The 21448-nt window shown below is 72.4% G+C and carries 19 protein-coding genes; 14 read left to right on the top strand and 5 right to left on the bottom strand.

Annotated features, from left to right (window positions below):
• Positions 1 to 40: 40 nt before the first annotated feature.
• The 5 genes from MNOD_RS22015 to gor all read left to right on the top strand — a co-directional run bounded on the left by MNOD_RS22015 (position 41) and on the right by gor (position 4626).
• Positions 41 to 478 (top strand): hypothetical protein, encoded by a 438-nt coding sequence (locus tag MNOD_RS22015; RefSeq protein WP_015931172.1) that lies wholly within the window; start codon positions 41 to 43, stop codon positions 476 to 478.
• 212 nt (positions 479 to 690) lie between these two features.
• Positions 691 to 1338 (top strand): ribose-5-phosphate isomerase RpiA, encoded by a 648-nt coding sequence (gene rpiA / locus MNOD_RS22010; protein ID WP_244424807.1) that lies wholly within the window; start codon positions 691 to 693, stop codon positions 1336 to 1338.
• A 96-nt stretch (positions 1339 to 1434) separates the two neighbouring features.
• On the top strand, positions 1435 to 1977 hold the full coding sequence (locus MNOD_RS22005) for a DUF2059 domain-containing protein (protein WP_015931170.1): 543 nt from the start codon (positions 1435 to 1437) through the stop codon (positions 1975 to 1977).
• A 4-nt stretch (positions 1978 to 1981) separates the two neighbouring features.
• A complete protein-coding gene (locus MNOD_RS22000; RefSeq protein ID WP_015931169.1) occupies positions 1982 to 3274 on the top strand; it encodes an O-antigen ligase family protein in 1293 nt (430 codons plus the stop codon).
• The gene (gene gor, locus MNOD_RS21995) at positions 3226 to 4626 is read left to right on the top strand and encodes a glutathione-disulfide reductase (RefSeq protein ID WP_015931168.1); all 1401 of its coding nucleotides are present in this window, start codon (positions 3226 to 3228) and stop codon (positions 4624 to 4626) included. Before MNOD_RS22000 ends, gor begins: the two co-directional genes overlap by 49 nt.
• Positions 4627 to 4817: 191 nt before the next feature.
• Here gor and mdoH read toward each other — a convergent pair whose 3' ends face one another.
• The gene (mdoH, locus tag MNOD_RS21990) at positions 4818 to 6632 is read right to left on the bottom strand and encodes a glucans biosynthesis glucosyltransferase MdoH (RefSeq protein WP_015931167.1); all 1815 of its coding nucleotides are present in this window, start codon (positions 6630 to 6632) and stop codon (positions 4818 to 4820) included.
• Between the two features lie 84 nt (positions 6633 to 6716).
• Here mdoH and MNOD_RS21985 point away from each other — a divergent pair, with 84 nt between their 5' ends.
• The 4 genes from MNOD_RS21985 to MNOD_RS21970 are packed head-to-tail and all read left to right on the top strand — an operon-like array spanning position 6717 to position 9938.
• Positions 6717 to 7640, top strand: a complete 924-nt coding sequence (locus MNOD_RS21985) for a zinc-dependent alcohol dehydrogenase (protein WP_015931166.1) — start codon at positions 6717 to 6719, stop codon at positions 7638 to 7640.
• Positions 7640 to 8044, top strand: a complete 405-nt coding sequence (locus MNOD_RS21980; protein WP_015931165.1) for a 6-pyruvoyl trahydropterin synthase family protein — start codon at positions 7640 to 7642, stop codon at positions 8042 to 8044. Before MNOD_RS21985 ends, MNOD_RS21980 begins: the two co-directional genes overlap by 1 nt.
• Positions 8041 to 9093, top strand: a complete 1053-nt coding sequence (locus MNOD_RS21975) for a glycosyltransferase family 4 protein (RefSeq protein ID WP_015931164.1) — start codon at positions 8041 to 8043, stop codon at positions 9091 to 9093. Before MNOD_RS21980 ends, MNOD_RS21975 begins: the two co-directional genes overlap by 4 nt.
• Positions 9090 to 9938, top strand: a complete 849-nt coding sequence (locus MNOD_RS21970) for a methyltransferase domain-containing protein (protein ID WP_015931163.1) — start codon at positions 9090 to 9092, stop codon at positions 9936 to 9938. The genes MNOD_RS21975 and MNOD_RS21970 overlap by 4 nt, the downstream gene beginning before the upstream one ends.
• 111 nt (positions 9939 to 10049) lie before the next feature.
• Here MNOD_RS21970 and MNOD_RS21965 read toward each other — a convergent pair whose 3' ends face one another.
• Positions 10050 to 10469: a Ros/MucR family transcriptional regulator gene (locus MNOD_RS21965; protein WP_015931162.1), complete on the bottom strand. Its 420-nt coding sequence runs from the start codon at positions 10467 to 10469 to the stop codon at positions 10050 to 10052.
• A gap of 557 nt (positions 10470 to 11026) precedes the next feature.
• Here MNOD_RS21965 and MNOD_RS21960 point away from each other — a divergent pair.
• The 5 genes from MNOD_RS21960 (at position 11027) to guaD (ending at position 18316) form a co-directional block, all read left to right on the top strand.
• Positions 11027 to 11473: a hypothetical protein gene (locus tag MNOD_RS21960; protein WP_015931161.1), complete on the top strand. Its 447-nt coding sequence runs from the start codon at positions 11027 to 11029 to the stop codon at positions 11471 to 11473.
• Positions 11474 to 11949: 476 nt separating this feature from the next.
• Complete coding sequence (locus MNOD_RS21955; protein ID WP_015931160.1) at positions 11950 to 12777, top strand: FAD binding domain-containing protein; 828 nt, start codon at positions 11950 to 11952, stop codon at positions 12775 to 12777.
• Positions 12774 to 15542 (top strand): molybdopterin-dependent oxidoreductase, encoded by a 2769-nt coding sequence (locus MNOD_RS21950; RefSeq protein ID WP_015931159.1) that lies wholly within the window; start codon positions 12774 to 12776, stop codon positions 15540 to 15542. The genes MNOD_RS21955 and MNOD_RS21950 overlap by 4 nt, the downstream gene beginning before the upstream one ends.
• Positions 15526 to 16866 (top strand): NCS2 family permease, encoded by a 1341-nt coding sequence (locus MNOD_RS21945; protein ID WP_015931158.1) that lies wholly within the window; start codon positions 15526 to 15528, stop codon positions 16864 to 16866. The genes MNOD_RS21950 and MNOD_RS21945 overlap by 17 nt, the downstream gene beginning before the upstream one ends.
• Positions 16867 to 16942: 76 nt before the next feature.
• Positions 16943 to 18316, top strand: coding sequence for a guanine deaminase (guaD, locus tag MNOD_RS21940; protein WP_015931157.1), 1374 nt, complete (start codon positions 16943 to 16945; stop codon positions 18314 to 18316).
• A 40-nt stretch (positions 18317 to 18356) separates the two neighbouring features.
• On the opposite strand, the gene otnK is transcribed toward guaD, so the two are convergent.
• From otnK to ltnD, 3 genes are read right to left on the bottom strand one after another with little or no spacing between them, the layout of a single operon-like run.
• On the bottom strand, positions 18357 to 19625 hold the full coding sequence (otnK, locus tag MNOD_RS21935; protein ID WP_015931156.1) for a 3-oxo-tetronate kinase: 1269 nt from the start codon (positions 19623 to 19625) through the stop codon (positions 18357 to 18359).
• Positions 19622 to 20404, bottom strand: a complete 783-nt coding sequence (gene otnI / locus MNOD_RS21930) for a 2-oxo-tetronate isomerase (protein WP_015931155.1) — start codon at positions 20402 to 20404, stop codon at positions 19622 to 19624. Before otnI ends, otnK begins: the two co-directional genes overlap by 4 nt.
• A 40-nt stretch (positions 20405 to 20444) precedes the next feature.
• The gene (gene ltnD, locus MNOD_RS21925; protein WP_015931154.1) at positions 20445 to 21353 is read right to left on the bottom strand and encodes an L-threonate dehydrogenase; all 909 of its coding nucleotides are present in this window, start codon (positions 21351 to 21353) and stop codon (positions 20445 to 20447) included.
• Between the last annotated feature and the right edge of the window lie 95 nt (positions 21354 to 21448).

The raw sequence follows: 21448 nt of genomic DNA, 5'->3' as shown, positions 1-21448 counted from the left end.
GCGCCCGCCGGGGCGGCAACGGGGCTCAGGGAGCGGTGCCATGGGCGGGAAAACGAGATATCGGGGCGGCCTCGCGGCGCTGGCCCTGCTGGGAGCCGGATTGCCGGCGGCTGCCGGATCCTACGAGTTCGTTCCGGCCCCGCAGGCCGACCTCAACCGCGTCTACCGGGTCGACAAGGTCACGGGCGAGGTCACGTCCTGCCAGTACGGGCTGCAGGAGAACACCATCGGCACGACCCTGTGCTTCGGGCCCGGCGAGGGCGCCGGCCCCCAGGCTCCCTCCGAATACGGCCTCGTCGCCTCGCGCCACCTGCGGGAGGCCGGCGTGTTCCGGGTGAACCACCGCACCGGCGCCATGAGCATCTGCTACGTCCTCGACGAAGTCGTGGTCTGCACCCCGCAGGCGAGCGCCGGGAGCGATGCGCCCGCCGCACGGACCACCGGCAATGTCGTGACGCCTCAGCCCGCGCGCCCCTGACGCACGGGTCGCGCCGGCGCTTCCCCGGCAGCGGGCGCGCATGCTAGGGGCGTGCTGGCCCGCTTTAGCCATGCGCCGCGGGCACCGGACCGTCAGGGACACCGCCCCATGCTGCCCGCCTTCCCGCTTCCCTGCCCAGCCGGAGTTCCAGCGTGAGCGCCGACCTCAAGCGCGCCGCCGCCGCCCGTGCCGTCGACCTCGTCCAGGACGGCATGCGGCTCGGGATCGGCACCGGCTCGACCGCGGCCCAGTTCGTGGAGCTGCTCGGCGCACGGGTGCGGAGCGGCCTCTCCGTGGTCGGCGTGCCGACCTCCGAGGCGACGCACCGCGCCGCCGCCGCCGCCGGCATCCCGCTGACGACGCTCGACGAGACGCCGGAGCTCGACCTCACCGTCGACGGCGCCGACGAGATCGACGGATCGCTCCGTCTCATCAAGGGCGGCGGCGGTGCGCTCCTGCGCGAGAAGATCGTGGCGGCGGCCAGTCGCCGGATGGTCGTGATCGCCGACGGCAGCAAGCAGGTCGCCACGCTCGGCCGGTTTCCGTTGCCGATCGAGGTGGTGCCCTTCGGCCTCGGCGCGACGCGCCGCGCGATCGCGGCCGCGCTGACGCGGACGGGCTGCGCGGGCGAGCTCACTCTGCGCACCGGCCGCGACTTTGCGCCGTTCCGGACCGACGGCGCCCACCTGATTCTCGATGCGCATCTCGGTCGCATCCCGGACCCGGACGCCCTCGCGGCGGCGCTTGCGGCGGTGCCCGGCGTGGTCGAGCACGGGCTGTTCCTCGGCCTGTGCACCGGCGCCATCCTGGCCGCCGAGGAGGCCGGCGCCATCCGTCTCCTCACCCTCGGCGCGGTCTAGAAGCCGCGCTCCCGCGATGTCACGGCCGCGGGGTTCTCCTCTTTACGCGCCGCCATCGCCCCTGAGACCGGCGGCGCCTCTCATCGGAGCCTGTCCATGCCCTCGTGTCCTGCGCCCCTCCTCGCGGGCCTCCTCGCCGCCGTTCTGGCGGCCGCCCCGGCCGCAGCCCAGAAGGCGCCCGCCGCCGCTCCGGCTGCCCCCGCGGCCCCGGCGCCCGCCATCACGCCGAGCCACCTCGCGCTCGCCAAGGAGGTGATGCTGAATTCCGGCATCGCCCGCTCCTTCGACTCGATCATCCCGGTCTTCGGCGATCAGATCAAACAGGCCGCCGTCACCCGCCCCGAACTGACCAAGGATCTCGACGACGTCATCGAGAAGCTCCAGCCCGAGCTGGAGCTGCAGAAGCAGAAGATGATCGACACGGCGTCGCGCATCTACGCCGCGAAGCTGAGCGAGGCGGAGCTGCGCGAGATCGCGATCTTCTTCCGCTCGACCGCCGGCAAGCGCTACGTCGAAACCCAGCCTCAGGTGCTCGACGACATGGTCCAGGCGATGCAGTCCTGGACGCAGGATGTCTCCGAATACGTCATGGTCCGGGTCCGCGCCGAGATGGGCAAGCGCGGCCACCAGATGCAGTAGCGCGATGCGCGCCGCCGCTCCCACGGCCCAGGCGGAGGCCGGGCCGCCGATCGCCGCGCGCCTTGCCGGTTTCGCGGCCATGCTCCTGGCGGCCCTGCCCGCCGTGATGGCGGCGGCGAACCGGTCGAGCCCGGTCGTGGTGGGCTTGGCCGCCCTCCTGTTCCTGGCCGCCGCCGTCGCGGCGGAGGGCTGGCGGACGGCGACCGAGCGCCTTGCGGAGCCGCTCGCCACGCCGCTCGGCCTCGCGGCCCTGGCCTTCCTGGGCTGGTGCGCGGTGAGCGTCGCGTGGAGTCCGCTTCCGGCCCTGTCGCTGCGCCATGCCTCCGAATTCCTCCCGACGCTGCTCGCGGGTTTCCTGGTCGCGCGGCTGGCGCCCCCGCATCTCGGGCCGGTCCTGCGTCCCGCCGGCTGGCTGCTTCTGGCGACCTGCCTGTTCATCGAGATCGATCTCGCGACCGACGTCGCGGTGCGGCGACTCCTGCACGAGCGCGCCTTCGACTATGTCTACAACCGGCCGCTCGAACTGATCGTGCTGCTCTCAGGTCCGGTCGCGGTCCTGCTGGCGCGGCGCGGCAGCCCCCTCCTCGCCCTTCTCGCCGCCGCCGCTGCCGGCGCGGCGGCGTGGTTCTCGGCGAGCGGCGCCTCCGCCCTCGCCGCGATCGTGGCCGCCGCCACCTACGGGCTGGCGCGGCTGCTGCCGCAGCGGGCGATGGTGGCGCTTGCGGGCCTCGGCCTGATGGGCGCCCTCGCCCTTGCACCGCTCGAAGGCGATGTCCTCGCCGCCGTCATGCCGCCCAGGCTGCACGCGGAGATGGCGGCCAGCAACACCCGGGAGCGGGTGGTGATCGCCCAGAGCTTCGGCGCGGCGGTGGCGGCGGATCCCTGGCGCGGGACCGGCTTCGGAACGAGCGCCCGGTTCGACGCGCTGCCGGTGGCCCGGCGGCTCGACCCGGAGATGCGCCCCATGCTCACCGCCGGTCACCCGCATAACAGCTTCCTGCAGGTCTGGGCCGAGCTCGGCATCGTGGGCGCGGCGCTTGCCGCCATCGTGCTGCTGCTGACGCTGCGCGCGCTCTCGGCCTGGCCCAAGCCCGACTGCGCCGCGGCGCTCGCCGCCATGGCGGCCGCGGCGGGCATCGCCTTCGTGGGGCACGGGGCGTGGCAGGGATGGTGGATCGCGGGGCTCGGCGCCCTCGTCGCGTGGCTGCGCGCCATGCGCCATAGTGCCAAGGGCCAAGGAGACGCACCATGGGCAACGGAGCCGCCACGGACGATTTCGACGTCGACCTCTTCGTGATCGGGGGCGGCTCCGGCGGCGTGCGCGCGGCCCGGATCGCCTCGAGCTACGGCGCGACGGTCAAGCTCGCCGAGGAGTACCGGGTCGGGGGCACCTGCGTCATCCGCGGCTGCGTGCCCAAGAAGCTGATGGTCTATGCGGGCCGCTTCGCCGACGAGTTCGAGGACGCGGCCGGTTTCGGCTGGAGCGTCGAATCCCCGCGTTTCGACTGGGCGACGCTCAAGCGCAACCGCGATGCCGAGGTGACGCGGCTCGAGGGAATCTACACCACCAACCTGATGCGCGCCGGCGTCGACCTGGTGGCCGATCGCGCCGTCATCGAGGACGCCCACACGGTGCGCCTCGTGCGCTCGGGCAAGACGGTCCGCGCCCGTTTCATCCTGATCGCGGTGGGCGCGCATCCGGTCAAGGAGCCGGCGATTCCCGGGGGAGAGCTCGGCATCACCTCGAACGAGGTGTTCGAGCTCGAGCGCCAGCCCGAGCGCATCCTGATCGTCGGCGGCGGCTACATCGCGGTGGAATTCGCCGGAATCTTCGCCGCCCTCGGCAGCCGCACCACCCTGCTCCACCGGGGCGACCGGCTCCTGCGCGGCTTCGACGACGAGATCCGGGATGCCCTCGGCGCCGCCTATGCGCGCCGCATGGACCTGCGGCTCAACCGCACCATCGAACGCCTCGACCGGCGGGACGGCGCCATCCTGGCAACCCTCAGCGACGGAACGGACCTCCTGGTCGATCAGGTGCTGGTGGCGACGGGCCGGCGCCCGAACGTGCAGGGACTCGGACTGGAGAAGGTCGGCATCACCCTCGACACGGCCGGCGCGATCCCGGTCGACCGCTTCTCGCAGACCGCGGTGCCCACGATCTTCGCGGTGGGCGACGTGACGAACCGGGCCGCCCTCACGCCGATCGCCATCCGCGAGGGCCACGCCTTCGCCGACACGGTCTTCGGCGGCAAGCCCTGGGCGGTCGACCACGATCTGATCGCCACCGCGGTGTTCTCGACGCCGGAGATCGGCGTCATCGGCCACAACGAGGACGTGGCCCGCGCGCTCTACGGCGACATCGACGTCTACGAGGCGCGCTTCCGCCCCATGAAGGCGACGCTCTCGGGACGCGAGGACCGCATCCTGATGAAGGTCGTGGTGGCGCGCGAGAGCGACCGGGTGGTGGGCGTGCACGTCCTCGGCCACGACGCGGGCGAGATCATCCAGGCGGTGGCGATCGCGGTGACGATGGGCGCCACCAAGGCGGATTTCGACCGCACCATCGCGGTCCACCCGACGGCCGGCGAGGAGCTGGTCACGCTGCGCACGCCGCTCGCCGTGAAACAGCCGGTGGGCGTGGGGTAGCGCCGGCAGCAGCCCGCAGCGACACGCGTCTGCTTGCCATCCTGGTTGGGAATGCGGCGAACCGGCCCCGCGTCAGTTGCCACCGGCCTTGGCCGCCCCTGACGGATGAACCCGGCCGCAAGGCCCCGATGGCAGCCCCACCAGCCCTCATGCTGAGGTGCTGGGCGGCTTCCAGGTAGGTCAGGGTCTGTTTAGGTCGGGCGTCCGACGAGAGCAGGATCCGAGCCAGCCCGCATCGCCTGGATCTCGGGCACAGGTCCGATCTCCTCCGGGACGGCGCAGAGCCGGTGGCGGGCCATCCAGAGGCCGAGGCGCGGCGAGGCGGTGAGGACCGCGAGGGGGATCGCCGCGAGCGGCCCCAGAAGGAGCGGCCACAGCCATGGCAGCAGACCGGGCGCGAGAAGCGCGAGCCCCCCGCACAGGGCGGTGCCGAACAGCACCACGTCCGGCAGCCCCCGGCAGGCAGCGAGGACCGACAGGCCCGCCGCCTGCCGCCGCTGCCCTGCCCAGGTGACCCGGCGGTCGACCAGGAGCCCGGCCACGAACAGGCTGAGCCGCACCATGGCGATGCCGTAGAGCAGGAAGGAGAACACCGTCTCGGCCACGATGCCGGCGAGGAAGCGCGGGAGCCCCCCATGAGCCGCCGCCCCGCCGAGAAGCGCATCCGCGTAGCCGGCATATTTCGGCGCGAGCACGAGGCCGAGCCAGCCGAGATAGAGCGCAGCGGCCAGATCCGTCGGCGTCTCCGCCGGCAGATCGAGGAGCCGCAGCGGGAGGAGAAGCAGCGCCAGCGCGGTGGCGGGCGCACCGAGGAACATCAGGATCGCCCAGACGAGCTGGAAGCGGCTGACCGGGAGCAGGCCGGGCAGGCGCAGCAGCCGGACATATTGCAGGTTGCCCTGGCACCAGCGCGCGTCGCGGGCGAGGTGATCGAGGAGCGTCGGCGGATTCTCCTCGAAGCTGCCGGTCTCCACCGGCAGCACCCGGACCTCGTAGCCGGCCCGGCGCATCAGCACCGCCTCGACCTGATCGTGCGAGAGGATCGACCCGCCGAGCCTTCCTGGCCCGAGGGCGGGCAGCCGGCAATGCTCCGCGAAGGGGGCGATGCGCACGAGGGCATTGTGGCCCCAGAACGGGCCGCACTCGCCCGTCCACCACGCCATGGCGATGGTGTAGGGGCGCATCCCGTGGCGCATGCCGAACTGGAACAGCCGTGCGAAGGGACTCACGGCCGGCGCTGCGACGACGAGGCCCTGGAGGATGCCGATCCGCGGATGAGCCTGGGCGATGCGCACGAGCCGCAGGATCGCCTCCCCGGTCATCAGGCTGTCCGCATCGAGCGGCAGCATCAGTTCCTCGTCGGCGCGGGCGCAGAATTCCTGCAGGTTGCCGGCCTTGAAGCCCGCATTCTCCGCCCGCCGCCGGTAGTGGAGGCGCGCGGCCCGCGCCCCCGCCAGCGCGGCGCGCCACGCGGCGAAGGCCGCCTCCTCGCGGGCGATCAGGGCGGGAGCATCCGTGTCGCTCAGCACGTGGAAGCTGAACCACCCGCCATGGCCCGTGCGGTCGAGGCTCTCCTGCACGAGGCGCAGCCGCGCGAAGGCGCGCTCCGGCTCCTCGTTGCGCAGGGTCATCACGATGGCGGTGCGCAGGCGCGGCGGATCGGGCCGGTCTCCCGCCGCCGCGAAGGGGGCGGCTGCGGCAAGGCCCCGCGGACCGGCCCGCAGCAGCCCGAATCCGATCACCGCGTTCCAGAAGCCGAGCACGGTCCAGGGCAGCGCGAGCAGGCAGCAGGCGAACAGCGCGACGTCGATCGCGTCCCACCCGCCCGCGCCGAGGATCCGGGCGAGCGCCGCCGCGAACCCGGCGCAGCTGACCAGATTGAGGGCCAGCATGGCGATGCGGCGGCGGCGCAAAGCCGCGACGGGTTGCAGCCCCGCCGGCGTCGTGAGAGGAGCGGCGGTGGCCGAGTCTTCTTCGGCCAGCACCGGGGAGTCAGAGTGCAGCATCGCTCGGGATCCAGCGGCGCGGAAGAGCAGGACGGGACGGCGTCCGCCCGCGCACTCTGGTACACGGCGCCGGGCCGGGCGGAGTTGCGACGCCACACATTGCCCTCTCTCCGCCCCGGCGAGGTCCGGGTCCGCACCCTCTGGTCCGCGCTCAGCCGTGGCACCGAGCGCCTCGTCTTCGAGGGAAGGGTGCCGGAGCCGATCCGCGCGCGCATGCGTGCGCCGGCCCAAGAGGGCGATTTCCCGTTTCCGGTCAAGTATGGCTATTGCGCGGTCGGACGGATCGAGCCGGACGGCCCCCTCATCTTTGCGCTCCACCCGCACGAGGAGGCCTTCACCGCCACGCCGGAGGCCCTGTTTCCGCTGCCCGATTGCGTGCCGCCCCGCCGCGCGATCCTGGCCGCCACCATGGAGACGGCCCTGAATGGGATCTGGGATTCGGGCGCCGGGCCCGGCGACCGGATCGCGGTGGTCGGGGGCGGTATGGTCGGCCTGCTGGCGGCCGCCCTCGCCGCGCGCCTGCCCGGGGCCGAGGTGACGCTGATCGACTGCGACCCCTCCCGGGCCGCACCGGCCGCGGCGCTCGGCGTGCCCTTCCGGACGGCCCCGGAGGCGGATGGCGCGGCGGACGTCGTCCTCCATACCAGCGCCAGCGCCGAGGGCCTGGCGACCGCCCTCGCGCTTGCGGGCGAGGAGGCCCGCGTGGTCGAACTCAGCTGGTATGGGAGCGACAGCGTGCCGGCTCCCCTCGGAGTGTTCTTCCACCCGCGGCGGCTGCGGCTGGTGTCGAGCCAGGTCGGACAATTGCCGGCGGCCCGGCGCCCGCGCTGGACCCCTCGCCGCCGCCTGCTGAAGGCCCTCGATCTCCTCGGGGACCCTCGCTTCGATGCCCTGATCACCGAGGAGGTCGCCTTCGCGGATCTACCCGGCTCCCTGCCGCGCCTGCTCCGCCGCGGAGCGCCCGGGCTCTGCACCGCCATCCGTTATGATCCCCCCGAGGAGCCCTGATGTACGCCGTCGAAGTCCGCGACCACGTGATGATCGCCCACAGCTTCCGGGGCGCGCTGTTCGGCCCGGCCCAGGCGCTGCACGGGGCGACCTTCGTGGTCGACGTGGCCTTCTTCCGCGAGAGCCTCACGCCGGAGGGCGTCGTGGTCGATATCGGGCGGGCCGGCGAGGTGCTGAAGCGGATCCTCGCCCCGCTCAACTACTGCAACCTCGACGACCTGCCGGACTTCGCCGGCATCAACACCACCACCGAATTCCTCTGCGGCCATATCCACCGGGCGATGGCGGCGGCCGTCCGGGCGGGCGATCTCGGGCCGGGCGGCGAGGGCGTGTCGCGCCTGCGTGTGACCCTGCACGAATCGCATGTCGCCCGCGCCTGGTGCGAGGGGCCGCTCGATCCGTGATCGACGCCGTCTTCGCGGTTCCGGGCGATCTCGACGCGCCGACCGGCGGCTACGCCTATGCGCGCCGCCTGCTCGCGGAATGGCCGGCCTGCGGCCTGAGCGCCGTGCCCCTGCCCCTGCCCGGCTCCTTTCCAGACCCATCCGCCGCGGATCTGGCGCGGACGAAAGCCGCTTTCGCTCGCCTGCCCGCCGGCGCCGCCCTGCTGGTGGATGGCCTCGCCTACGGTGCCCTGCCCGAGCCGGTGATCCGGGCGGCGGGCGACCGGCCGCTCGTCGCCCTGGTGCATCACCCGCTCTGCCTGGAGACCGGCCTGTCCCCTGCCCGCGCCGAGGCGCTCCGGGCGAGTGAGCGCGCCGCCCTGGCGCTGGCGCATCGCGTCGTCGCGACGAGCCGCTTCACCGGCGCGTTGCTGATGCGCGACTTCGGGGTGCCGCCGGATCGGATCACCGTGGCGGAGCCCGGCACAATGCCGGCCGGACGAACGCCCTTCAGGCAGGGGGGTCCCGTCTCCCTGCTGGCGGTCGGCACGGTGACGCCACGCAAGGCCCATCACCTGCTCGCGGAGGCGCTCGACGGATTGCGCGACCTCGACTGGCACCTGACCATCGCGGGCGCCCTCGACCGGGCCCCCGCCTGCGCCGCGGCCCTGCGGCAGACCGTGACCGAGCAGGGGCTCGGCGATCGCATCCGGCTCGCCGGGGCGGTGTCGGGCGAGGTTCTCGACCGCCTCTATGCCGAGGCGGACCTGCTGGTCTCGGCGTCGCTCTTCGAGGGCTACGGCATGGCGCTCGCGGAAGCCCTGGCCCGGGGCCTCCCCGTCGTGGCGACGAGTGGCGGGGCCGCGGCCGAGACCGTGCCGGTGGCCGCCGGCCTCACGGTGCCGCCCGGCGACATCGCTTCCTTACGCGCGGCGCTGCGCCGCCTGATCGCCGATCCCGACGCGCGGCGCGCCGCCGCGGAGGCGTCCTGGGCCGCCGGCCAGCTCCTGCCGCGCTGGGCCGACACGGCAGCGGCGGTGGCGGCCTGCCTGCGGGGCGCGCGCCCGTGACGGGTTTCAGCCCCGAATGGCTCGCCCTGCGCGAGCCGGCCGACCATGCCGCCCGCGATCCCGCTCTCATGGCCGCGCTCGGTCGCGCCCTGGCGGCGCGAACCGAGCCGATCCGCGTCCTCGACCTCGGCTGCGGCACGGGCTCGAACCTGCGGGCGCTCGCCGGGCATCTGCCGGACCGCCAGCATTGGTGCCTGATCGACCACGACCGGGCGCTGCTCGCGGCGGCGCGCGCCGCCCTTGCGGACTGGGCGGAGCACAGCACGACGGATGGGGACGACCTCGTCCTGCGGCGGGCGGGGCGGGTGCTGCGGGTGTCCTGCCACGCCCGCGACCTCGCCTCCGGCCTCGGCGCCGTGCTCGATCCGGCCATGCCGGCCGATCTCGTCACGGCGGCGGCCCTGTTCGACCTCGTGTCGGAACGCTGGATCGACGCGGCGGTACGGGCCGTGGCGGCGGCCGGCGCGGCCTTCTACACCGCCCTCACCTACGATGGCGCCGAGCGCTGGACCCCGCCGCATCCGGCCGATGCCGCGGTCCAGACCGCCTTCCTGACGCATCAGATTCGCGACAAGGGGTTCGGACCGGCCGCAGGCCCGCAGGCGACGGAGGTGCTGGAGCGGGCCTTCGCCCGGTCGGGCTACCGGACCCTGCGGGGGCCAAGTCCCTGGCGCCTTCGCGAGGGCCCCCTCCTCGACCGGTTGGCTGCGGGCAAAGCCGCGGCGGTGCAGGAGACGGGCCTCGTTGCGCCGGAGCAGGTCATCGCCTGGCGGGAGGCCCGCACCGGCCCGGATCGCGCGGCGGTGATCGGCCATGCCGACCTCCTCGCCCTCCCGGCGCGCTGATCGCCCAAGCAGGTTTCGGAACAGTGCGTTGCGGTTTTCCGTCAAAAACCTGCGACACATCAAAAGCCTGAGCGGACGAAGCGGTGGCCTGCCCGCCAAGTCTGCTCAGCGTCACTCCGCCTCGTTCGGGGCCGGCTGCACATCGGCCGCCGCCTTGCGACCGAAGCCGCCGCGCTTGGCCAGGGCCGCCCGCTCGGCCGCGTAGGTCGGCGCGATCATCGGGTAATCCGGCGGAAGGCCCCATTTCCGGCGATACTGCTCGGGGGTGAGGCCACGCGTGTGAAGGTGACGCCCGAGCGTCTTATAGGGTTTTCCGTCCTCGAGGCTGATGATGTAGTCTGGCGTCACAGTCGTCTCGATCGGAACCGGCGGCGCTTCCTGCACCTCGACTGGCTTCGACGTCCGCTCGATGTCCTCCAGGGCGGAATGGACCGATCGGATCAACTCCGGCAGTTCTTGCGTCGAGCACGCATTGTTTATCAGATACAAAGCGATGATGTCGGCTGTCATCAGGGTGAGCTCGGACGCCATAGCCAGTACAAACCTGATCGATACAAAGAGTTACGCCGTCAACGCCTGACTATCGACGGCATCCCGGAAGTCAATGCGGGTTCCGGACGCTGCGTAGAAATTCGGCAGGGATAACGCACCGGGCCTCGACCGCGATTGTGCGGCGCGCTGCCGCATCATGCTGCGGTGCGGCAAGTCGTCACTGGCCTGCCGGAGATACACGCAAGGCGAGCGTCATGACGCATGTATCGCCCAGGTCGTACTGCCCCGGAGCACCCGGTTTCGGCCGTGGCGGCCCGCAGTCCCACACTGGCAACGAGATCGCGGCTGGTTGATAGGCACCGGGGACGGCCCGCCTATCCTCTTCGGAGCTTCGAGGAGGCTCGAGACGGCTGGTCTGGACTGGTCGATCCCAAGCTGGAATGGAGCAAGATGGCACCTTCGCCTTGACGAGCGTCGCTCCCGCGCGCGTTGCACGGCGGACACCGATGATCGCGCTTGCTCGACGCTGCCATCAACAGTCCCAGATGGCATGTGCGATGCTCAAGGTCCCGCACATTCATCAACCGGAGGTGCCCATGCGCGCGATGCTCACGGAACGCCGTGCCCTTCGGGAGGTCCGTCGGATCCCCCCGGATACCCTGGCTCCTCTCCGGGAGTCGGCGGATCACGGCGATGCCGGGCTGATCGCAACCTGCGAACGCGCCATCGCCTTGCATACCCTGCTGAGCAATCCGGCCGTCGTGCGCAGCATGAGCGACGACGAGTGGCAGGAAGCCTGCGACGGGTGGAACGGGTTCGTGGAGGCGGTCGCCACCATGCCGGCGGGCTCGGCGGACGGGCTCGCGGCCAAGGCGCGGGTGTTGCTGGACGAGGTCTCGACCACGCTCATGGCGGGGGCCCAGTTCGCCTGGGACGAGCGGGAACGACACGAGCGCCTCGTGGTCTCCCTCATCCAGGATCTGCTGCGCCTCGCGCGCGACGACACGGGTGGTTCCTCTCCCCATCGGTCGAAGGCGGGTTGAAGGCGTCGTCCCCGCCTCTGCCGCGGGAATGGCCGCGGGCACGAAACCGCAATTCAAGGTTGCATTCTTGGCAGGCCCGGTGATACGGCTTCCGGTTGATCTGTTCCGAGACGAATCCACGCGGGGACCCCCTCTCCCGAGTGGGAGAGGGGGCCCGCGCCCTCTTGTCTCCGAACGGGTCAACCGGAAGCCTTATGAGAGGTCGGGCGCGGAGCCGATCCGGCTGCCGCGGAACTCTCGCGGACATTACCGTCACCGCGGCGCAAGCTCCCCGGGCGCCGAAGCCGACTCCGCTTGCGGCGGCCGCGCCGCCTCGGGGCAAGCCCCGGGATAGCGTGAGGCCCGATGCTCCTCCCCCTCTCGTCGTGGTCGCCGCGTCGGGTCATGATCGGCCCCCGCGGGAGCCCGTCGGGCAAGCGCGGCGGTTGGACGGGTTCTTGCGTAAGCTCGGAGACCGAACGGGACCGGGAGGCGGGATGGACCTCAACACGATCACGGCCCTCCTGACGCCGCGCAGCCGGGAGGATCTGGCCGCTTGGCGGGAGGGGGATGCGTGGCTTGCCGGCGGCACCTGGCTGTTCTCCGAGCCGCAGCCCGGGATCGCCCGGCTCCAGGACCTCTCGCGGCTCGGCTGGACGCCCCTCGAGATCGACGACGAGGGATTGCGGATCGCCGCCACCTGCACCCTCGCGCAGCTCGACCGGATCGAGTGCCCCTCCGCCTGGATGGCCGCTCCGCTGATCGGCCAGTGCTGCCGGGCGCTCCTCGGCTCGTTCAAGATCTGGACCATGGCGACGGTCGGCGGGAATCTCTGCATGGCGCTGCCGGCCGGACCGATGATCGCGCTCACTGCGGCCCTCGACGGCACCTGCCTGATCTGGCGGCCGGACGGGAGCGAGCGGCTTCTGTCCGTGGTCGATTTCGTGCGGGGGCCGCAGGAGACCGCGCTCCAGCCGGGCGACATCCTGCGCCGCATCGATCTGCCGGCCGCCTCCCTCCGGCGGCGAACGGCCTTCCGGCGCATCTCGCTCAGCCCCAACGGCCGCTCGGGTGCGCTTCTCGTCGGCACGCGCGACCCGGGCGGAGCCTTCGCGCTCACCGTGACGGCGTCGATCCGCCGGCCGCTGCAACTCGCCTTCCCGACGCTGCCGGACGAAGCCGCCCTGCAGGCGAGGATCGCCGCGGCGATTCCGGACGCTCTCTACTACGACGACATCCACGGCGCGCCCGACTGGCGCCGCCACGTGACCCACCTCCTCGCCGAGGAGATCCGGCGCGACCTCGACGGAGATCCGCGCCCATGATCCTCACGGTCAACGGGCTGAGCCAGAGCGCGCAGCCCCGCCCCGGCCAGTGCCTGCGCACGCTCCTGCGCGACCTCGGCTGGTTCGGGGTGAAGAAGGGCTGCGACGCGGGCGATTGCGGCGCCTGCACGGTCCATCTCGACGGCGAGCCGGTCCATAGCTGCCTCGTGCCGGCGCTGCGGGCCGAGGGGCGCGCCGTGACCACGATCGAGGGGCTCGCCGGCCCCTGCCGGCCCGGCGATCCGGTGCCGGCGCGGCTGCATCCGCTTCAGGAGGATTTTCTGGCCGCGCAGGGCTTCCAGTGCGGCTTCTGCACGCCCGGCATGGTGATGACCGCCGCCGTCCTCGACCAGGGGCAGAAGCGCGACCTCGGCACGGCGCTCAAGGGCAATCTCTGCCGCTGCACCGGCTATCGGGCGATCGCGGATGCGATCGCGGGCGCGGGTGCGATCGCGGGCGTGGCGTCGGCCGAGGCGGAGCCGGAGGCAGACCCCTGCGGGCGCAGCCTCCCGGCCCCGGCCGGTCCGGCTTTGGTCAGCGGGCGGGCGCGCTACACCTTCGACCTCGCGCTCAAGGGCACCCTGCATCTGAAGGTGCTGCGCTCGCCCCATGCCCATGCGGAGATCCGGCGCATCGACCGCAGCGCCGCGCTCCGGGTGCCGGGCGTCGTCGCGGTCTTCACCCACGAGGACGTGCCGGGAGCGCGCTTCTCGACCGGGCGGCACCAGGATCCGCGCGACGACGCACCCGACACCCTGATGCTCGATCGCGTGGTGCGCTTCGTCGGCCAGCGCGTGGCGGCCGTGGTCGCCGAGAGCGAGGGGGCCGCCGAGGCCGGGATGCGGGCCCTCATCGTCGATTACGCGATCCGCCCGGCCCTGCTCGATCCCGAACGGGCCTTCGATCCCGACGCGCCCCTCGTCCATGACGGGCGCGACCGGCCGGGCGAGGATGCGCCCCCGCTCCATGCCCACCCGAACCTCGCGGCCGAGGTGCATGGGGCGATCGGCGATGTCGAGGCCGGCTTCGCCGAGGCCGACCTCGTGGTCGAGGGTACCTACCGCTCGCAGCGCATCCAGCACGCCCATCTCGAAACCCACGGCGCCATCGGCTGGCTCGACGAGGCGGGCCGGCTCGTCCTGCGCACCAGCTCGCAGGTGCCGTTCCTGACGCGCGATGCGCTCTGCGCCCTCCTCGGCCTCGACCGCGAGCGCGTCCGGGTGGTCTGCGGCCGGGTCGGCGGCGGCTTTGGCGGCAAGCAGGAGATGCTGACCGAGGACCTCGTCGCGCTCGCGGTGCTGCGCACCGGCCGGCCGGTGAAATGGGAATTCACCCGCACCGAGCAGTTCGTCGGCGCGACCACCCGCCATCCGATGCGGGTGCGGGTGAAGCTCGGCGCGCGCCGCGACGGCACGCTCACGGCGATCGCACTCGACGTGCTCTCCGAGACGGGCGCCTATGCCAATCACGCGGGCGGCGTGCTGCATCACGGCTGCAACGAGGTCATCAGCGTCTATCGCTGCCCGAACAAGCGGGTGGACGGCTATGCCGTCTACACCCATACGGTGCCGGCGGGGGCCTTCCGGGGCTACGGCCTCAGCCAGACGATCTTCGCGGTCGAATCCGCCATGGACGATCTCGCCCGGGGACTGAGGCTCGACCCTTACGAGATGCGCAGCCGCAATGCCGTGCGGCCGGGCGATCCGCTCGTCTCCACGAGCCTCGAACCGCACGACGTGGAGTACGGCTCCTACGGGCTCGATCAGTGCCTCGCCCTGGCTGAGGCCGCCATGCGCTCCCCCGGCGGCGAGGATCCGCCGGGCCCGGGCTGGCGCATCGGCGAGGGCATGGCGATGGCGATGATCGACACGATCCCGCCCCGCGGCCATTTCGCCGAGGCGCGGCTGACGCTCGACGGCGAGGGGGCCTATGCGCTCGCCGTCGGCACCGCCGAGTTCGGCAACGGCACCACCACAATCCACGGCCAGATCGCCGCCTCGGTGCTCGGCACGGTGCCGGCCCGGATCGCGATCCTCCAATCCGACACCGATGCGGTCGGCCACGACACGGGGGCCTATGGCAGCACCGGCACGGTGGTGGCCGGGCAGGCGGTGCTGCGCGCGGCGGAAGCACTCGCGGCCGCGATCCGTGAAGCGGCCGCCGCGCGCACCGGGACCGCGGCGGCGGCCTGCCGGCTCGTCGGCGGGGCGGTCGAGACGCCCGCGGGCCGTGTCTCCCTCGGCGACCTCGCGCCGCTCGCGGCGACGGGCCGCGCGGACGGCACGCCACGCTCGGTCGCCTTCAACGTCCAGGCCTTCCGGGTGGCGGTGCATCCGACGAGCGGCGAGGTGCGCATCCTGCGCAGCGTCCATGCGGCGGATGCGGGGCGGGTGCTCAACCCGATGCAGTGCCGCGGGCAGATCGAGGGCGGGGTGGCGCAGGCGCTGGGCGCGGCGCTCTACGAGGCGGTGCGTCTCGACGAAGCCGGCCGGGTCGTCACGCAGACCTTCCGCAGCTACCACATCCCGGCCTTCGCCGACCTGCCCCGCACCGAGGTGCTGTTCGCCGACACGCATGACCGAATCGGCCCGCTCGGCGCCAAGTCGATGAGCGAGAGCCCCTACAACCCGGTGGCGGCGGCGCTCGGCAACGCGATCCGCGCCGCGACCGGCGCGCGGCTCACGCAGACACCCTTCGCGCCGGACCGGATCTACCGCGCCGTGATGGCGGCGACGCAGGAGACCCCCGATGGACATGACGCGTGACGCCGCGACCGCCCGGCCGGAGGGCCTGCTGGAGCGGCTCTTCGCCCTGAAGGAGCACGGCACGACCGTGCGCACGGAGGTGCTCGCGGGGTTCACCACCTTCCTGACGATGGCCTACATCGTCTTCATCAACCCGAGCATCCTGGCCGATGCCGGGATGCCCAAGGGTGCGGTGTTCGTGGCGACCTGCCTCGTCGCGGCTTTGGGCTCGCTCATCATGGCGTTCCTCGCCAACTACCCGATCGCGCTCGCGCCCGGCATGGGTCTCAACGCCTATTTCGCCTACGTGGTCGTGCTCCAGATGGGCTATACTTGGCAGGCAGCGCTCGGCGCGGTGTTCATCTCCGGCGTCTGCTTTTTGATCGTCACGCTTACGGGCCTGCGCAGCCTCATCATCGGGGGCATCCCGCGCTCGATGCGGATCGCGATCACGGTCGGCATCGGGCTGTTTCTCGCGATCATCGCCCTCAAGAACGCGGGCGTGGTGGCGGCGAGCCCCGCCACCTTCGTGACCATGGGCGACCTGCACAAGCCGAGTACGGTGCTCGCGGTGCTCGGCTTCATCATGGTGGCGGTGCTGTCGGTGCGGAAGGTGAAGGGGGCGCTCCTCGCCAGCATCCTCGCCGTCACGGTGCTGAGCTTCCTCGTCGCCGGCAACGGCTTCCAGGGCGTGGTGTCGCTGCCGCCCTCGATCGCGCCGACGCTGTTCGCCCTCGACCTGTCGGGCGCCCTCTCGACGGGGCTCCTCAACGTCGTGCTGGTGCTGTTCCTGGTCGAACTCTTCGACGCCACCGGCACGCTGATGGGCGTGGCGAGCCGGGCGGGGCTCCTCGTCGAGGGCAGGATGGCCCGGCTCAACCGGGCGCTCATGGCCGACAGCAGCGCGATCTTCATCGGCTCGCTGCTCGGCACGTCGAGCACCACGGCCTATCTCGAGAGTGCCTCGGGCGTCGAGGAGGGCGGGCGCACCGGGCTCACGGCCGCGACGGTGGCTCTGCTGTTCCTCGCCTGCCTGTTCTTCGCGCCGCTCGCCGGCTCGGTGCCGCCCTACGCCACGGCGCCGGCCCTGTTCTACGTCGCCTGCCTGATGCTGCACGAACTCGTGGATCTCGACTGGGACGACCTGACCGAGGTGATCCCCGCCTGCGTCACGGCACTGCTGATGCCCTTCACCTACTCGATCGCCAACGGCGTCTCCTTCGGCTTCATCACCTACGCGGCGCTGAAGCTCCTCACGGGACGGGCGCGGGAGGTGAAGCCGATCGTCTGGGTGATCGCGGCCGTGTTCCTGTTCAAGTTCGTGGAGGCGGGCGGGGCTCACTGACGCGGCCGCACCCGGACCAGCGACGACGCCTTGCCAGGAAACCCCGCCCAGCAAACCCCGCCCAGGAGATCCCACCGTGCCGACCGACAGCCCTTCCCCGCCGCCCCGCCTCACGGCGATCCGCGGGTCGGCGATCAGCTTCTCCGGCAATCCGTTCCACCTGCCGGCGCGGGCCTGCTTCATCCATCACGCGGATGCGCTGATCCTGATCGAGGACGGGCGCATCAGGGCCTTCGAGCCCTACGATCCCGCCCGCGTGCCCGCCGGCGTCACGCCGGTGCATTACGAGAACGCCCTCATCTGCGCGGGTTTCGTGGATACGCATGTCCACTACCCGCAGGTGCAGATGGTCGGGTCCTTCGGCGAGCAGCTGCTGGCCTGGCTCGAGCGCTACACATTCCCGGCCGAGCGCGCCTTCGCGGATCCGGCCCATGCGGAGATGGCCGCCAGGGTCTTCTTCCGCGAGATCCTGCGGGCCGGCACGACGACGGCGGCGGTCTACTGCACGGTGCATCCGCACTCGGTCGACGCCTTCTTCGCGGAATCCGAGCGGTTCAACACCCGCATGGTCGCCGGCAAGCTGCTGATGGACCGCAACGCCCCGGACGACCTGCGCGACACCGTGGAGCGGGGCTACGAGGAGAGCCGCGCCCTGATCCGCCGCTGGCACGGAAACGGGCGCCAGCATTACTGCGTGACGCCGCGCTACGCCGGGAGCTGCACGGAAGCGCAGCTCGACTCGGCCGGCGCGCTCCTGCGCGAGCATGACGGCCTGTTCCTGCAGACGCATCTCAGCGAGAGCCCGGACGAGGTGGCCTGGGTGCGCGACCTCTTCCCGGCCCGTTCCAGCTATCTCGACGTCTATGCCCATGCGGGGCTGGTACGGCCCCGGGCGGTGTTCGGCCACGGCATCCATGTGAGCGAGGAGGAATTCTGCACCTGCCACGCCACGGGGGCGGCGCTCGCCCATTGCCCGACCTCGAACCTGTTCCTCGGCAGCGGGCTGTTCCGGCTGTTCGATGCGCTCGATCCGCGCCGGCCGGTGCGGGTCGGCCTCGGCTCGGATGTCGGGGCGGGCACGAGCTTCTCGGCGCTGCGCACGCTCGGCGAAGCCTACAAGGTCGCGGCGTTGCGGGGCGATGCCCTCGACGCGCTCCGCGCCTTCCATCTCGCGACGCTCGGCGGGGCGCAGGCGCTCCATCTCGACGACCGCATCGGCCGCATCGCGCCCGGCTACGACGCGGATCTGTGCGTGCTCGCCCTCGACGCCACGCCCTTCCTGGCCTTCCGCACCGCCCGCTGCGAGAGCATCGAGGACCTGATGTTCGTGCTGATGACACTCGGCGACGAGCGCACGGTGCGGGCGACCTGGGTCGCGGGCGAATGCGTCTACGACGCGTCCCGCCTGCCCGACCCCTTCCGCTATCCCGGGAGTCCAGAGGGCGAATAGCCCTCTGGCGCGGGTGCAGGGCGTGCGCAGCGCCCTGCTCCTATTGCATCAGCGCGAGTGCGTCCGAGAAGAAGGTCGGGCCGCCGAAATTCCCGGATTTCAGCGCGAGCCGCATGTCGCCCCGCACGGTGCCGAGCACCGGCACGCCGGGCGCGATTTCCGGCCCGACGCGGAAGGCCGTGAGCCCGAGCGCATCGACGACGGCGCCCGAGGTCTCGCCGCCGGCCACCACCAGCCGGCGCACGCCGCGGGCGACCAGCCCCTCGGCGATGCCGGCCAGCGCCGCCTCGATCGCGTGGCCCGCCGCCTCGCGGCCGTGCCGGGCCTGGAGGACCGTGACGGCCTCCGGGCTCGCGCTCGACGCAATCAGCACCGGGCCGCTCCCGATCCGCTCCGCCGCCCAGGCGAGGGCGTCCTGCGCCTCCTCGGGGCCGGCGAGCAGCCGCTCGGGATCGAGGCGGCGCACCGGCATCACGGCCTCCGCCATGGCGATCTGCCCGAGGGTGGCCTGCGAGCAGCTCCCGGCGAGGCAGGCGGCCGGCCCGCCGACGGGCGCGCCGAGCCCCTCCGCGGCGGAGGCGGCCTGCACGCGGCCGCTCGCCACCAGGGCCTGGGCGAGGCCGAGGCCGAGGCCGGAGGCGCCGGTCGAGACGGGATCGGACAGGCAGGCGGCGCCGAGCACCGCCAGATCGGCGTCGAAGACCGCATCGGCGATTGCCGCGCCCTTGCCTTCGGCCGCGAGCGCATCGAGGCGGGCCCGCACGGAGGCCGGCCCCTTCGCCACCGTGGCGAGATCGACGAGCCCGACCGGATGGCGGCTCTGGCGCGCGAGCACCCGCACCAGATTCGAGTCCCGCATCGGGTTGAGGGGATGATCCTTGAGCGGGCTCTCGTGCAGGGGCACTGCACCGACGAAGAGGTGGCCCTGGAAGACGGTGCGTCCGGTCTCCGGGAAGGCCGGGGTCACGAGGGCGATCGTCGCGCCCGCATCCGCCCGCAGGGCGTCCGTCACCGGGCCGATATTGCCGGCATCGGTGGAATCAAAGGTGGAGCAGACCTTGAACAGGACGTGGCCGGCGCCGCGGGCGCGCAGCCAGGCGTCGGCCTCGCGCGCGCGGGCCACGGCCTGATCGGCGGGGATCGAGCGGCTCTTCAGCGACACCACCACCGCGTCGATGCCGGGCAGGTCGAGATCCGGTCCCGGCACGCCGATGGTCTGGACCGTGCGCAGGCCCGCCCGGGTCAGCGTGTTGGCGAGGTCGGAGGCGCCCGTGTAGTCGTCGGCGATGCAGCCCAGTGCGAGACTCATGACCGGCCTCCCCGGAAGGGCGCGAACCAGCCGAGGCCGGCTTGCGTCCCGGCCTTCGGGTTGTACTCGCAGCCGACGAAGCCGTCATAGCCGAGCCGGTCGAGTTCCGCGAACAGGAAGGCGTCGTTCATCTCGCCGGTTCCGGGCTCGTGGCGGTCGGGGACGCTCGCGGTCTGGACATGCCCGATCATCGGCATCAGGGCGCGCAGCCGCATGGTCACGTCGCCATGCAGGATCTGGCAGTGGTAGAGGTCGAACTGCAGCTTCAGGTTCGGCAGGGCAAGCTCGCGGATGAGATCCGCGGCGGCGCCGAAGTCGTTCAGGAAATAGCCCGGCATGTTGCGGCCGTTGATCGGCTCGAGGAGCAGGTCGAGCTCTTCCCGCGCGAGCCGCTCGGCGGTCCAGGCGACCGCGCGGCGATAGGCGTCCCGGGCAGCCGGATCCGCCCGGTCGGCCATGCCGGCCATCAGGTGGAGGCGCCGCACGCCCGTCTCGGCCGCGTAGGCGAGCGCGGTCTCGACGCCCGCCTTCAGCTCGTCGAACCGGTCGGGCAGGGCCGCGAGGCCGCGCTCGCCCACCGCCCAGTCGCCGGGCGGCAGGTTGAACAGGGCCTGCGTCAGGCCGTGGCGGCGCAGGCGCTCGCCGATGGCCTGTGGCGGATGCTCGTAGGGGAACAGGAACTCCACCGCCGCGAACCCGGCCTCCGCGGCCGCCGCGAAGCGGTCGAGGAACGGGTGCTCGGTGAACATCAGCGTGAGATTGGCGGCAAAGCGCGGCATGGCTCCTCCCTCCTTTCGCGGGTTGTCTCGTCGGCCTGGGTCAGGGCAGCGCCGTGCCGGTGACCTGCGCGTAGAGCCGGGCGACGGACGCGTCGTCGTCGCGCCCCATTCCGGCAGCCGAGGCCATCAGGAACATCTGCAGGGCGGCCGCCGCCACCGGCACCGGGAAGCTTTGCGCCCGCGCCATGTCCTGCACGATGCCGAGATCCTTGACGAAGATGTCGACGGCGCTGCGGGGCGCGTAATCGCCCGTGAGCACCCGCTTCATGCGGTTCTCGAACATCCAGGAATTGCCGGCCGAGGCGGTGATCACCTCGTAGACCTTGGCGAGGTCGAGCCCCTGGCGGGCCGCGAAGGCCATGGCCTCGCTCGCCGCCGCGATATGCACGCCTGCGAGGAGCTGGTTGATCATCTTGAAGGCGGCGCCCTGGCCGGCGGCGTCGCCGAGTTCGTAGACCTTCGCCGCCATGGCGTCGAGCGCCGGCCGGGCGCGGGCGAAGGCCGCCGCGCTCCCGGAGGCCAGGATGGTCAGCGCGCCCTCGGCGGCCCGCTGCGCCCCGCCGCTGATCGGCGCATCGAGATAGTGCCGGCCCTGCGCTTCGAGCCGGGCGGCAAGCCCTCGGGCGATGTCCGGATCCATGGTGGCGCAGGAGATGAAGACGGCGCCCTCCGGCATCGCGCCCGCGACGCCCGCCTCGCCGTCGCGCCCGAACAGCACCGCCTCGGTCTGCGCCGCGTTCACGACGACGCAGACGACGATGTCGGCACCCGCGGCGGCCGCGGCGGGGCTCGCGGCCTGGCCTCCGCCCTCGCCCGCGAAGCGGGCCATGACTGCCGGATCGAGGTCGAAGCCCACGACGTCGAGTCCGGCGCGGCGCAGCGACAGCGCCATTCCGAAGCCCATGGAGCCGAGGCCGATTACGGCCGCGCGAGCAGACCTGTCGGTCATGGCGACGTCCCTCCCCCTGGTGCGTCGTCGTGCGGTGCGACGCGCGAGCACTGTGACACGGCGGCGATTCTCCGCCAGCCCCGCCCGGCGGCGCC

Source organism: Methylobacterium nodulans ORS 2060, from assembly GCF_000022085.1.
In the GTDB taxonomy this organism is placed as follows: Bacteria; Pseudomonadota; Alphaproteobacteria; order Rhizobiales; family Beijerinckiaceae; genus Methylobacterium; species Methylobacterium nodulans.
This window is presented reverse-complemented; position numbering and strand designations above follow the sequence as displayed.